12 protein-coding genes are annotated in these 13,367 nt (G+C 68.9%); 1 reads left to right on the top strand and 11 read right to left on the bottom strand.

Going from position 1 to position 13,367, the window contains the following annotated elements; all coding sequences use genetic code 11:
• Positions 1–90: 90 nt before the first annotated feature.
• From Ga0609869_RS11445 to sciP, 5 genes are all read right to left on the bottom strand, one after another.
• Complete coding sequence (locus Ga0609869_RS11445) at positions 91–213, bottom strand: hypothetical protein (RefSeq protein ID WP_281273237.1); 123 nt, start codon at positions 211–213, stop codon at positions 91–93.
• Between the two features lie 105 nt (positions 214–318).
• Positions 319–2,409 (bottom strand): ATP-dependent DNA helicase RecG, encoded by a 2,091-nt coding sequence (gene recG, locus Ga0609869_RS11440; RefSeq protein ID WP_125403243.1) that lies wholly within the window; start codon positions 2,407–2,409, stop codon positions 319–321.
• Positions 2,406–4,532 carry an NAD-dependent DNA ligase LigA gene (gene ligA, locus Ga0609869_RS11435; RefSeq protein ID WP_125403244.1) on the bottom strand — a complete coding sequence of 709 codons (2,127 nt, stop codon included), beginning with the start codon at positions 4,530–4,532 and terminating at the stop codon, positions 2,406–2,408. Before ligA ends, recG begins: the two co-directional genes overlap by 4 nt.
• Positions 4,533–4,614: 82 nt before the next feature.
• On the bottom strand, positions 4,615–5,328 hold the full coding sequence (gene ctrA / locus Ga0609869_RS11430; protein WP_125403245.1) for a response regulator transcription factor CtrA: 714 nt from the start codon (positions 5,326–5,328) through the stop codon (positions 4,615–4,617).
• Positions 5,329–5,423: 95 nt separating this feature from the next.
• Complete coding sequence (gene sciP / locus Ga0609869_RS11425; RefSeq protein ID WP_125403246.1) at positions 5,424–5,702, bottom strand: CtrA inhibitor SciP; 279 nt, start codon at positions 5,700–5,702, stop codon at positions 5,424–5,426.
• A gap of 121 nt (positions 5,703–5,823) precedes the next feature.
• On the opposite strand from sciP, the gene mnmA reads away from it, so the two are divergent.
• Positions 5,824–6,972 (top strand): tRNA 2-thiouridine(34) synthase MnmA, encoded by a 1,149-nt coding sequence (gene mnmA / locus Ga0609869_RS11420; protein ID WP_125403247.1) that lies wholly within the window; start codon positions 5,824–5,826, stop codon positions 6,970–6,972.
• Between the two features lie 82 nt (positions 6,973–7,054).
• Here mnmA and lpxB read toward each other — a convergent pair whose 3' ends face one another.
• The 6 genes from lpxB to bamA form a co-directional block, all read right to left on the bottom strand.
• The gene (gene lpxB / locus Ga0609869_RS11415; RefSeq protein WP_125403248.1) at positions 7,055–8,206 is read right to left on the bottom strand and encodes a lipid-A-disaccharide synthase; all 1,152 of its coding nucleotides are present in this window, start codon (positions 8,204–8,206) and stop codon (positions 7,055–7,057) included.
• Positions 8,203–9,030 carry an LpxI family protein gene (locus Ga0609869_RS11410; protein ID WP_125403249.1) on the bottom strand — a complete coding sequence of 276 codons (828 nt, stop codon included), beginning with the start codon at positions 9,028–9,030 and terminating at the stop codon, positions 8,203–8,205. The genes lpxB and Ga0609869_RS11410 overlap by 4 nt, the downstream gene beginning before the upstream one ends.
• Before the next feature lie 6 nt (positions 9,031–9,036).
• Complete coding sequence (gene lpxA, locus Ga0609869_RS11405; protein WP_125403250.1) at positions 9,037–9,831, bottom strand: acyl-ACP--UDP-N-acetylglucosamine O-acyltransferase; 795 nt, start codon at positions 9,829–9,831, stop codon at positions 9,037–9,039.
• A gap of 8 nt (positions 9,832–9,839) precedes the next feature.
• Positions 9,840–10,301 (bottom strand): 3-hydroxyacyl-ACP dehydratase FabZ, encoded by a 462-nt coding sequence (fabZ, locus tag Ga0609869_RS11400; protein WP_125403251.1) that lies wholly within the window; start codon positions 10,299–10,301, stop codon positions 9,840–9,842.
• Between the two features lie 106 nt (positions 10,302–10,407).
• Positions 10,408–10,971: an OmpH/Skp family outer membrane protein gene (locus Ga0609869_RS11395; protein WP_125403252.1), complete on the bottom strand. Its 564-nt coding sequence runs from the start codon at positions 10,969–10,971 to the stop codon at positions 10,408–10,410.
• A complete protein-coding gene (gene bamA / locus Ga0609869_RS11390; protein ID WP_125403253.1) occupies positions 10,971–13,307 on the bottom strand; it encodes an outer membrane protein assembly factor BamA in 2,337 nt (778 codons plus the stop codon). The genes Ga0609869_RS11395 and bamA overlap by 1 nt, the downstream gene beginning before the upstream one ends.
• Positions 13,308–13,367 lie beyond the last annotated feature (60 nt).

Here is a 13,367-nt window from a genome sequence, read left to right as displayed (position 1 = left end):
GGACAGAAAGTAAACGCGACGGCGCATCGGGTTTGGGGCATCGATGCGCGGGGGTCTGGCACAGATCGCAGGCAGAACCTTGACGTCGGGTCAGACGAGCCCGGGCAGGTGCAGCCCGACGACGAGCATCACCATCAGCGCGGCTGCGCCGGCGGCATCCTGCAGCAGCGTCGCCTGGGACCGGGCGATCACGGTCTTCAACTCGGTCAGCATCGGTGGGCTCCCTGATTAACCTCTTGTTGACCTTTTGTTCTCATATTTGTCCAGCCGTGTAAAGAACTTTTTAGGAACATCCGTGAACACGCGAGAACAAACCGGCTAACCCACCGAAATCAGGCGGATCGCCCGGTCCTGCTCCATCAGCCAGAGCAGCACGCGCACCGCCTGGCCGCGGGCGCCCTCCAGCGCCGAATCCTCGGCCAGCAGGCGCCGCGCGTCGCTTTGCGCCACGGCCATCAGCGCCGCCTGCCGCTCCAGGTCGGCGATGCGGAACCGCGGCAGGCCCGATTGCGCGGTCCCGATCAGATCGCCGGCGCCGCGCATGGCGAGGTCTTCCTCGGCGATGCGGAACCCGTCCTCGGTCTCGCGCAGAATCTCCAGCCGCCGCCGCGCGCTCTCGCCCAGGGGCGGCTGATACATCAACAGGCAGGTCGAGGCCGCCGCGCCGCGCCCCACCCGGCCGCGCAGCTGGTGCAGCTGGGCCAGCCCGAAATTCTCGGCCCGCTCGATCACCATGATCGACGCGTTGGGCACGTTCACCCCCACCTCGATCACGGTCGTCGCCACCAGCACCGCCGTGTCGCCCACGACGAATCGCGCCATCGCGGCGTCCTTGTCCGCCCCGGGCATCTGGCCGTGCACCAGCCCCACGCGCCCCTCGCCCAGGCTGGCCCTGAGCCGCTTGAACCGCTCTTCCGCCGCGGTCATGTCGACGCTTTCCGATTCCTCGACCAGCGGGCAGACCCAATAGGCCTGGCGTCCCTCTTCGATGGCGCGCCTGAGATGGGCCACCACCTCGTCCATCCGCGCGGTCGAGACCAAAGCGGTTTTGACCGGCAGCCGCCCGGGCGGTTTTTCGTCCAGCACCGAGACATCCATGTCGCCATAGGTGGCCAGCGCCAGCGACCGGGGGATCGGGGTGGCCGTCATCACCAGCACATGCGCGCCGTGGCCCTTTTTCGCCAGTTCCATCCGCTGGGCGACGCCGAAGCGGTGCTGTTCGTCCACCACCGCCAGGCGCAGGTCGTGAAACGCCACGTCGCGCTGGAACACCGCATGGGTGCCCACCAGCACGTCGATGCGCCCCTCTGCCAGCGCGGACAGCTTGTCCTGCCGGTCGGCGCCGCGGTCGCGGCCGGTCAGCAGGGCCAGCCGGATGCCGGCACTTTCGGCCAGCGGCCGCAGGCTCTCGTGGTGCTGTCGCGCCAGGATCTCGGTGGGCGCCATCATCACCCCCTGCCCGCCCGCCTCGACCGCGACCAGCAGCGCCATGAAGGCGACCAACGTCTTGCCCGCGCCCACGTCGCCCTGCAACAGCCGGTTCATCCGCCGGTCGCGGCCCATATCGGCGGCGATCTCGTCGAGCGCGCGGCTTTGCGCGCCGGTGGGGCTGTAGGGCAGCGCGGCCAGCACGCGGGTGCGCAGATGCCCGTCGCCCGCGGTGGGCCGCCCGTGGCCGCGCCGCACCGACTGGCGCGCCAGGGCCAGCGTCATCTGGTGGGCGAAAAGCTCGTCATAGGCCAGCCGCTGGCGCGCCGGCGCGGTGGCGGCCAGGTCGGCGGCAGAGGCCGGGCCATGCGCGGCCCTGAGCGCCGCGGCCCAGTGCGGCCATCCCTCGCGTTCGACCAGCGCGGGGTCGATCCATTCGGCCGGATCGGGCAGCCGGTCCAGCGCCCCGGCCACCGCGCGGGCCACCACCCGCTGGGTCAGGCCGGCGGTCAGCGGATAGACGGGCTCGAACGCCGGGATCGTGTCGGCCTCTTCGGGGCGCAGCATGTGATCGGGATGCGCCATCTGCGCGCGGCCGTCGAAGAGCTCGACCTTGCCCGAAACCACCCGGCGCTGGCCCGCCGGCAGTTGCCGGCGCAGGTAATCGGATTTCGCGTGGAAGAAGACCAGCTGAAAGCTGGCGGCCTCGTCCTGGACGTTGACCCGGTAGGGCCGGCCGGGGCTGCGCGGCGGGTCATGCTCGCCGATCAGCACCTCGACGGTGGCCACCTCGCCCGGGCTGACCTCGCGGATCGAGGCGCGGCGCTGCCGGTCGACGCCCGAATGGGGCAAGGTGAAAAGCAGGTCGCGGGGTTTCTCGACGCCCATCTGGGCGAACAGCTTGGCGGTTTTGGGGCCGACCCCGTCGAGCCCCTCAAGCTCTGCAAAGAGCGGGAACAGGATGTCGGGCCGCCCGCTCATGTCCCGCCGATCAGCGCAAGCCAGCCGTCTTCGTCGAGCGTCTCGATGCCCAGCTCGGCGGCCTTCTTGGCCTTCGACCCCGCACCGGGGCCGGCCACCAGCAGGTCGGTCTTTTTCGACACCGAGCCCGAGACCTTGGCCCCCAACGCCTCGGCCCGCGCCTTGGCCTCGGCCCGCGTCATCTTTTCCAGCGTGCCGGTGAAGACCACGGTCTTGCCCGCCACCGGGCTGTCGACCGCGCCGCGCGGCGCGGCCTCTTGCACCGTCAGGTGCCGCGCCAGCCGTTCGATCGAGGCGCGTTCGGCGGGCTGGTGGAACGCGGTGATCAGCGATTGCGCCATCACCTTTCCGACCCCGTCGATGGACAGCAGGTAGTCCCATTCGGGCCCCTCGCCGACGGTGGCCTCGGTCATCGCCGTCTCGAAGGCCTCCCATGTCAGGTAGTTGCGCGCCAGCAGCTCGGCCGCGCTTTCGCCCACGTGACGAATCCCGAGGGCAAAGATCAGCCGGTCCAGCGGGATGGTGCGCCGCGCGTCGATGGCGGCGAATAGGTTGGCGGCCGATTTCTCGCCCCAGCCTTCGCGGTTTTTCAGCTTGCTGACGGTCTCGGCGTCGCGCGCTTGCAGCGTGAAGATATCGGCGGGTTCGCGGATCGGCAGCGTCTCGTCGTTATAAAACATCTCGACCTGTTTGGCCCCCAGCCCCTCGATGTCGAAGGCGCCGCGGCTGACGAAATGCTTGAGCTTTTCCACCGCCTGGGCCGGGCAGATCAGGCCGCCGGTGCAGCGGCGCACCGCGTCGCCCTCTTCGCGGATGGCCTCCGAGCCGCATTCGGGGCAGAGGGCGGGGAATTGGTAGGGCTCTGCGCCCTCGGGCCGTTGCGACAGGTCGACATCGGCCACCTTCGGAATCACGTCGCCGGCGCGGTAGACCTGCACCCAGTCGCCCTCGCGGATGTCCTTGCCGCCGCGGATCTCGTTGCCCTTGGCGTCGCGCCCGGCGATGTAATCCTCGTTGTGCAGGGTGGCGTTGGACACCACCACGCCGCCCACGGTGACCGGGTGCAGACGGGCCACCGGGCTCAGCGCGCCGGTGCGGCCCACCTGGATCTCTATCTTTTCCAGCCGCGTCCAGGCCAGTTCGGCGGGAAACTTGTGGGCGATGGCCCAGCGTGGCGTGGTCGAGCGGAAGCCGAGGCGGTCCTGCAGCGCAAGATCGTCCACCTTGTAGACCACCCCGTCGATGTCATAGCCCAGCGTCGCGCGGCGCTGTTCGATGTCGGCGTAATGGGCCAGCATCGCGTCCGGCCCGTCGCAGAGCGCCGTCAGCGGGTTGGTCTGAAAGCCCAGCGCGGCCAGCCGGTCGATGGCGCCCTTTTGCGTGTCGGCCAGCGGCGCGCTGAGCACGCCCCAGCCATAGGCGAAGAATTTCAGCGGGCGGCCGGCGGTGATGGACGGGTCGAGCTGGCGCAAGGAGCCGGCGGCCGCGTTGCGCGGGTTGGCAAAGGTCTTGGCCCCGGCCTCGGCCTGGCGGTCGTTCAGCGCCTCGAAATCGGCATGCGCCATGTAAACCTCGCCGCGTACCTCCAGCACGTCGGGCGCGCCGTCGAGACGCGTAGGAATGTCGTCGATGGTGCGCGCGTTGGCGGTGACGTTCTCGCCCTCTTCGCCGTCGCCGCGGGTGGCGGCCTGCACCAGCGCGCCGCCCTCGTAGCGCAGGCTCAGCGACAGGCCGTCGATCTTGGGCTCGGCGGTATAGGCCAGCGGGTCCTCGGGGGCGAGGCCAAGGTAACGGCGGATGCGCGCGTCGAACTCGGCGATCTCGTCGGCCTCGAAGGCATTGGCCAGCGACAGCATCCGCCGCGCGTGGCGCACCTTGGCAAAGCCCTCGGACGGCGCGGCGCCGACGCGGTCGGACGGGCTGTCGGTGCGCTTGAGATCGGGAAAGCGCGCCTCGATCGCCGCGTTCCGGCGCTTGAGCGCGTCGTAATCGGCATCCGCCATCACCGGCGCGTCGGCGCCATGATAGGCGGCGTCGGCGTCGGCGATGGCCTCGGCAAGGCGCGCCAGTTCGGCCTGCGCCTGCGCCTCGGTCAGATCTTCGACGGGGGTCTCGGGCGCCATCGCTCTCTCCCGGCTGGTCCTCGCAATGTGATACGAAGAGACCCGGAAGAGGTCCAGATGCCTCGCGGCTCCGGCTGCCCGGTCAGGCGCCCAGCGCGACGCCGCGGTTGTAATTCACCGGCTCGGGGTCGCGCAGCACATAGCCGCGCCCCCAGACGGTTTCGATGTAGTTCTCTCCGCCGGTGGCCTGGCTCAGCTTCTTGCGCAGCTTGCAGATGAAGACATCGATGATCTTCAGTTCGGGCTCGTCCATGCCGCCGTAGAGATGGTTGAGAAACATCTCCTTGGTCAGCGTCGTGCCCTTTCGCAGCGAGAGCAGTTCGAGCATCTGGTATTCCTTGCCGGTCAGATGCACCACCTGCCCGTCGACCTCGGCGGTCTTGGCGTCGAGATTGACCGCCACCCGGCCGGTCTGGATGATCGACTGGGCGTGGCCCTTGGACCGCCGGATGATCGCGTGGATGCGCGCCACCAGTTCGTCGCGGTGGAAGGGCTTGGTCAGGTAGTCATCGGCGCCGAAGCCGAACCCCTTGATCTTGTTGTCGGTGTCGTCGGCGCCCGACAGGATCAGGATCGGCGTGTCGACACGCGACATGCGCAACTGGCGCACCACCTCGTGCCCGTTCATGTCGGGCAGATGCAGGTCGAGCAGGATCAGGTCGTAATCGTAGAGCTTGGCGAGATCGACGCCCTCTTCCCCCAGATCGGTCGTGTAAACGTTGAGGTTGGCGTGGGTCAGCATCATCTCGATGCTTTTCGCCGTCGTCGGGTCGTCTTCCACCAAAAGCACGCGCATTCCGTAAATCTCCGCTTCAGTCGGGCACCTTGGCGCAACGGTGCCGGATAATGGTTAAGCGCACGTTATCATGGTTAAAGACCTAGCCATACAATTCAGGGTTGTCCACCCCCTTTCCGGAACGTGGCCTTGAGCCCCTCCATCCCGTGGGCGCTGACCGCGCGTTTCCAGCCCTGGAACTCTTCCTCCGAGAGCCCGTAACGCGCCAGCGCCTCGGCCTCGCCGATCAGCCCGGCGGCCACCGCCCTGACCACGGCGGCCTTGCGACGGGCGACCCAGCGCCTGGTATCGACGGGGGGCAGGTCGGCCCGGCTCATCGCGCTGCCGTCGGGCAGGGTCACCGTGCGCGGGCCGTTCACGCGCTTGAGATACATGCGCCTCTCCTCTCTCGGATGGCGCGAGACTGGTCCGCACGCTTTAACGCGCGGTGAAGCCGGGGGTTGTGAGTGCCTCGCATTTTCCTATATTTCGCCGGACCACCCCCCGGAGTCCGCCATGCCCCGCGACAGCGCCGATCAGCTGAATTCCCTCGGTTTCGCCAAACCCCCGGCCGAGACCCGCGTGGTCGTGGCCATGTCGGGCGGCGTCGACAGCTCGGTCGTGGCCGCGCAATTGGCCGAGGAAGGCTATGACGTGGTGGGCGTGACACTGCAGCTTTACGACCATGGCGCGGCGCTGGCCAAGAAAGGCGCCTGCTGCGCGGGCCGCGACATCCACGACGCGCGCCGGGTGGCCGAGGCAATGGGCTTTCCGCATTACGTGCTCGACTACGAGAACGTGTTCCGCGACGCGGTGATCGACGAGTTCGCCGACAGCTATCTTGCGGGCGCGACGCCGGTGCCCTGCATCCGCTGCAACGAGCGGGTGAAATTCCGCGACCTGCTGGAAACCGCGAAAGACCTGGAGGCCGACTGCATGGCCACGGGCCATTATATCCAGCGCCGGATGGGGCCCGCCGGCCCCGAACTGCATCGCGCGGCCGACCCGGCGCGCGACCAGTCGTATTTCCTGTTCTCCACCACGCCCGAACAGCTTGAATACCTGCGCTTCCCGCTGGGGCACCTGCCCGACAAGGCGGCGACGCGGGGGCTGGCGGCGAAATACGGGCTGCCGGTGGCCGACAAGCCCGACAGCCAGGACATCTGCTTCGTCCCGCAAGGCAACTATGCCAGCGTCATCGAAAAGCTGCGCCCCGGCGCGGCGGAACCCGGCGAGATCGTCCATGCGGACGGCCGCGTGCTGGGCGCGCATGAGGGCGTGATCCACTACACGATCGGCCAGCGCCGGGGCCTGGGCATCGGCGGGCTGGCCGAGCCGCTTTACGTGGTGCGGCTGGATGTCGAGGCGCGGCAGGTCATCGTTGGCCCGAAAGAGATGCTGGCCACCCGCACGGTGCCGGTGCGCGAGGTCAACTGGCTGGGCGATGCGCCGCTGACCTCGAAGCCGGAATGGCACGTCGCGGTCAAGCTGCGCTCGACCCGCCCGCCGCGCGAGGCGATCCTGCGGCCGGTGTCGGAGACCGAGGCCGAGGTCGAGCTGCTGACCCCCGAGGAAGGCGTGAGCCCCGGCCAGGCCTGCGTGGTCTATGAAACCGGCAGCAGCAGCCGGGTGCTGGGCGGCGGCTGGATCTGGCACGGGCGGTAGCGCCTTTGCGGCAGGGCGGCTCTGGCGGCAGCCGTCGGCAGGTGGGTATTTTCGCCAAGAAGAAGCAAGGCGCGCGCGGAGGTCAGCCGAGCCCGTCGAGCACGGCGCGTGCGGCGCGCAGGCCGGGCGGCGGGCCGCCGCGGCCCAGGCGCTCCATGGTGAGGCGCGCGGCGTCAAGCTGGCCGGCGCGGGCCTCGGCATCGTCGAGCAGGTCGATCAGCGCCGCGGCGATGGGCGCGGGCTTGCACGCGGCGCCCAGAAACTCGGGCACGGCGGGGCGTTCGCTGACGAGGTTGACCAGCGTCACCGTGTCGACCCTGAGCATCCGCGCGATGACCTGGCGGCTGAGCCAGGCCATGTCATAGGCGATAACCATCGGGGTGGCCGCCGCGGCGAGTTCCAGCGAGACGGTGCCAGAGGCCGCGAGCGCGGCGTCGGCCGTAGCAAAGCAGGCGCGTTTTTCGGCCGCGCTGCGGGGTTCGATGACGACGGGCGCGCCGGGCCAGGCGGCTGTCAGATCCTTTACCAGGCCGGCCACGGCCGGCGCGGCGGGCACCGCGACGCGCAGGGCCGGGTGGCGCGCCAGCACCGGGGCGATGGCCGCGCCGAAGACAGGGGCGAGGCGGCCGACCTCGCCCGCGCGCGACCCCGGCAGCACCAGCAAGACCCGCGCCTCGGCCCCGAGGCCGTGGGCGGCGCGGAGATCGGCGATCTCTCGCTCGGTGGGCGTCGGCTGCACCGCGACCGGGTGGCCGACGAAATCGCAGCGGATGCCCTCGCGTTCCAGATAGGGCGGCTCGAACGGGAAAAGCGCAAGCACCTGGTCGACGATCTCGGCCATCTTGGCGGCCCGGTGCGGGCGCCAGGCCCAGACGGTGGGGGCCACGTAATGCACGGTGCGGATATGGCTGGCCGCCTTGACCCGGCGCGCGACGCGCAGCGAGAAATCGGGGCTGTCGATGGTGATCAGCGCGTCGGGGCTGTCATCGAGCACGGCGCGCGCCGATTGCTTGATCCGGCGCATGAGCTGGGGGTAGCGCGGCAGGACCTCGGCCAGGCCCATGACCGAGAGCTCCTCCATCGGGAAGAGGCTGGCAAGCCCCTCGGCCTGCATCAGCGGGCCGCCCACGCCGGTGAAGGCCACGCCCGGGCAAAGCTCTTTCAGCCCGGCCATCAGCGCGGCCCCCAGCGCGTCGCCCGACGGCTCGCCCGCGATGAGGAAGAACCGCCTCACGCGGGGCGGACCCAGAGAAAGAGGCCCGCGTCCTCGGCCGCGGCCACGCTCGCGGCGCGGTCGAGCACCATCACGCCGCCGGCCTCGACGGCGATGCCGGCGAGCCCCGCCCGGGCGGCCGCCTCGACGGTGGCGGGGCCGATGGCGGGCAGATCGACCCGGCGCTCCTGCCCCGGCTTGGGCGCCTTGTAGAACACGCCCCTGGCGGCGTGCGTGTCAGGGCGCCGCGCCCCGGCGACAAAGCGCAGCATCGCGTCGGTGCCCGGCAGGGTTTCGAGCGCGAGGCACTGGCCCTGGGCCACCACCGCCCCCTGCCCCACATCGGCCGCGCCGATCAGCGCCACCAGTTCGGCCGCGCGGGCGGCATCCTTTTCGTCTTGCGGCGAGGGCGCGGGGCCGGCCAGCAGGCCCGGCGCCGGCACCAGGTCGGGCGCGATCGTCTCGGCGCCGACCACAACAAAGCCTTCCTCTTCGAACAGCCCGATCACCGCGCGAAGGAGCGCGTCGTCGCCCTGCTGCAGTGCGGGCAGCACCCTGGGCAGCAGCATCGCGGTTTTCGGGTCGATGCGTTCGGGGTCCAGCCGGGCGCGGGTGACGCCGCCGGCCAGCACGACGCGGGTGGCGCCGATCTGATGCAGCCGGTCGAAGAACAGCGCCAGCCGCTCGACGAGGAAGGGTTCGGTCTGCCAGCCCTCGGGGGCCTCGGCACCGGACCCGTCGACGGGCGCGAAGACGAAGGGCGCCCCGGCCTCGGCCAGGTGCCGCCCGAGCGTGAGGGGCAGCGCCCCGCACCCGGCCACGATGGCTGTAAGACCCGCGCTCATCTCCGCTCAGCCCGGCGTCAGGAACGAGCGGTCGCTGTCGCCGAGGATGAACGCGGCAAGCTCGCGCACGTAATCGCTGTCGGCCTCGGCGAGGCGTTGCGCGCGTTCCTGAAAGGCACCCTCGCCCTCGGCAAGCTCGCGGTAGGCGGCGCGCAGCGCAGAGATATCCGCCCGCGCCACGCCGCGGCGCTTCAGCCCCACCAGGTTCAGCCCGTCGAGCACCCCGCGCGGCCCCTGCACCAGGCCGTAGGGGATCACGTCGTTGGCAACCATGGTCACCGCGCCGATGATCGCGCCGCGGCCGATCCGCACCCATTGGTGGATGCCCGACAGGCCGCCGACGATCACGTCGTCCTCGAGGATGCAATGGCCCGCCAGCGCCGCGTCGTTGGCCAGGATCACCCGGTTGCCCACCTGCGCGTCGTGACCGACATGGGCGCCGGTCATGAACAGGCAATCGTCGCCCACCCGCGTGATGCCGCCGCCGCCCTCGGTGCCGGTGTTCATGGTCACGCCCTCGCGGATACGGTTGCGCGCGCCGACGATCAGTTCGGTTTCTTCGCCGCGGTATTTCAGATCCTGCGGGATCTCGCCGATGGTGGCGAAGGGAAAGATCACGGTTTCGGGCCCGATCCGGGTGCGGCCGGTGATCACCGCATGGCTCTTGACCTCGACGCCCTCGCCCAGCACGACCTGCGGGCCGATCACCGAGAACGGGCCGATGCGGACACGCGGGCCGATCTCGGCGCCGGGCTCGACGAGGGCCGTGGGGTGGATGTGCGCGGTGGCGTCGACGGCCATGGAAGGGATCACTCCTTGGGCATGTCCATCATCGCCGAAAACTCGGCCTGAGCGGCCATCTCGTCGCCGACCTTGGCCACGCCCTCGAATTTCCAGACTTTCGAGCCGCCGCGGGTGGCGCGCACATGCAGCTCCAGCACGTCGCCGGGGCCGACCTTGCGGCGGAACTTCACCTTGTCGATAGCCATGAAGTAGACCAGCATCTGCTTGTCGGCCATGCCGAGCGAGACACCCACCATCACCGCCGCGGTCTGGGCCATCGCCTCGACGATGGTCACGCCGGGCATGACCGGCGTGCCGGGGAAATGGCCCTGGAAATGCGGCTCGTTGAAGGTGACGTTCTTGATCCCCACGGCGCTTTCGTTGGGGACGATGTCTACGACCTTGTCGACCAGCAGGAACGGGTAGCGATGGGGGATGATCCGCTGGATCAGCTGGATGTCGGCCTCGGTCGGCATGCTCTGGCTCATCTGCGGCTCGTCCCTCTCGTTTCGCGTCTTGCCCGGCGGAGGGGTAGCAACTCGGCCGCGGGGGGGCAAGCGCCGAGAACGGCAAAGGGGCGGCGGGGCGGCCGGCCTATTCCGCCGCCGGGGCCTCCTTTTCGGCCTCCGGCGCGAGGCGCGTGTCGATCCGTGCGATCGCCGCATCGGTGATGTCGATCTGGTCGGCCGACAGAACGACGGCGCGGGTTTCCAGCACCGCCACCGCGCGGCGCTCGCGCACGATCTCGGTCAGGATCGGCGCGATCTCCCGGTAAAACCGTTGCTGCGCCGCGTCGCGTTTTTGCGACAGCGCGCGGGCCTTTTCGTCCTGCTCGCGGCGGATCGTCACCACCTTGCTGTCGAATGCCTCGGCCAGGTCACGGAACGCATCGGGCGCCATTTCGGCGCGTTTTTCGGTCAGGTCGCGCTCTTCCTCGACGAGTTTGGCCTCGATCTCGCGGTTTTCGGCGGCAAGCGCGGTGGATTCGCGGTTGATCTCGTCAAGCAGCGCCCGGCCGTAGGCCGAGCCGGTAAAAAGCCGCTCCTGGTCGACGGTCAGGATCGGGCTGGCGACCGCCTGCGCCCCCTGCTGCGCCAGCGCGGCGGGCGCGGGCAGCAACGCCACGGCCAGGAACAGGACGGCGCACAGGCGGGGCATCAGAACCGTGTCGAGATCGTCAGATCGAAGGTCTGCTCGTCGTCGTAGTCTTCTTTCTGGATCGCCTTGGCGAAATTGAACCGCAAGGGCCCGATGGGCGTGGTCCAGAAGATCGAAACGCCGATCGAGGACCGCAGGTTGAAATCGTCGTCCACGACCCCGCCATCGGTGTTGTCGAGGCTCCAGACCGAGCCGAAATCGGCAAAGACACCGCCGGTGATGCCGTATTCGTTGGGCAGGCCCACGGGGAACTCCGCCTCCAGCCGCGCCACGGCGAACATGTTGCCGCCCAGCGCCTCGCCCGAGCCGGTGGCCGGATCGCGCGGGCCCAGGCCGTTGGGCTCGAAGCCGCGGATCTTGCCGTTGAGGAAGTATCGGTCGGTCACGCGGCTGTTGCCGTCGAGCATGTGCAGCCACCCGCCCTCCAACTCGGCACGCAGCGTCACCTCTTCCGACCAGACGCGGGTCTGCGCGGCTGCCAAAGCGGTGGTCTCGATGAACTCGGTATCGCCGCCGACCCCGGCGAAATCCTGGCCAAAGCGCAACAGAATGCCCGAATTCGGATCGAGCCCGCCCTCGCGGGTGTCGTAGCTGAAGCTATAGCCGAGGGCCGAGGTGATCAGCGAATCCTCGGCCGCCTCGTCCGCGATGATCGACGAATCGCCTGTGTAATCGTAGAGCCGGTCCTGCGAGAGCACATAGCGCACTTCCAACCGCCCGTTCTCGCTCAGCGGGAAGGTGAGCGACGGACCGACGCTGATCTGCTGTGTGCGGAACAGCTCGTCGTTTTCCTTGTCGGTCACCGCGTAGACCGCATCGAAGGAAAACGCCACGTTGCGCCCCAGGAATGCGGGCTCTGTAAAGCTCAGCCTTGAGATCGCATTGTCGGTGCCGGTGTTGAAGCTGAACCGCAAGGCCTGCCCGCGGCCCAGGAAATTGCGCTCGGAAAAGGTGATCGCTGCGCCGGCGCCGGACGAGGCCGAATAGCTGAGGCCGAAGCCCAACGAGCCCGTCGGCTGTTCCTCGACATTGACGTCGACGATCACCCGGTCGGGGCTGGTGCCCTCGCGCGCCTCGACATCGGCCGAGCTGAAAAAGCCCAGAGCGCGGATGCGCTCGGCGCTTTCGCGGATTTCGCGCGGGTTGAACGGGTCGCCCTCGACGGTGCGGAACTGGCGCCGCACCACGCGGTCGAGCGTGGTGGCGTTGCCCTCGATATCGATCCGCTCGACGAAGATGCGCGGACCCTTGACGATGGCGAACTCGACATCGAGCGTCAGGTCGCGGTCGTTGCGGGTGATCCGCGGGTCGACGCGGATGAAATCGAGCCCCTTGCGGATCGCCAGCCGCTCCAGCCGGGCGATGGTGTTTTCCACCAGCACCGGCGAATAGGTCATTCCGGGCCGCAGCCTGATCGCCGACAAGAATTCGTCGGGGTCGATCTCGGCCAGGTCGCTGACCGCGGTGATCTCGCCGAAATCGAAGGACTGACCCTCGCGGATGTTGAAGGTCAGAAGAAAGGCGTCGCGGCGGCGGGTCAGCTCGGAGCTGACCGACAGAACCTGGAAATCGATGTAACCGCGCGACAGGTAGAAATCGCGCAGAACCTGCTTGTCGAACTCGATACGGTCGGCCACGAACGTGTCGCGCCGCACCAGCGCACGCAGCAGGCCCGCCTGCTTGGTCTGCAGCACGCGGCGCAAACGGCGGTCGCTGTAGTTGCGGTTGCCGACGAAGGACAGCCGCTCGATCTCGACGGTCCTGCCCTCGGCGATCTCGAACACAAGATCGACGCGGTTGTCGCTGCGGCGGATGATCTTGGGCTCGACCGTAGCCGCAAGGCGCCCGCCCTGTTCATAAGCCGCGACAATGGCGGCGGCGTCGGCCTCGGCCGTCGCGGGGCTGTAGACCCGGCGCGACTGCGAGCGGACGATCTGGGCGAGGTCATCGTCCTTGATCGCGCGGTTGCCCTCGAAATTTATCAGGTTGATCGTGGGGTATTCGCTGACCCTGATGAGCAGGCGATTGCCCTGCGGCACGATCTCGACGGTTTCGAACAAACCGCTGTCGACGATTTTCTGGTAGGCGTCGTTCAACGCGCCCGCCGACAGGGCCTCGCCGCGGGCGATTCCGGCGTAGCTGAGGATCGTGGCGCCAGAAACCCGCTGATTTCCCTCTATCTCGACCGAGGTAAAGCGATAGTCTTGTGCCGCCGCGGTCTGCGGAAGACCCAACCAAATGATTGCAGCGAAAAGGAAAACCGCCAATTTCGCGCCACAGGCGATCGACCGCCTAACGGGCCGCTGCTGTGCCGCCCCCGCCCGGTGCTCCCTCATTGCCGTCCCCCGCTGTGACCTGTCGCATCTTGGGCTTTGCTAGCGGGTCTGACCAGCCTT

Source organism: Rhodovulum iodosum (assembly GCF_041020385.1).
GTDB lineage: Bacteria > Pseudomonadota > Alphaproteobacteria > Rhodobacterales > Rhodobacteraceae > Rhodovulum > Rhodovulum iodosum.
Note: the sequence above shows the minus strand (reverse complement) of the source record. Positions and strands in the feature narration are given on the sequence as shown.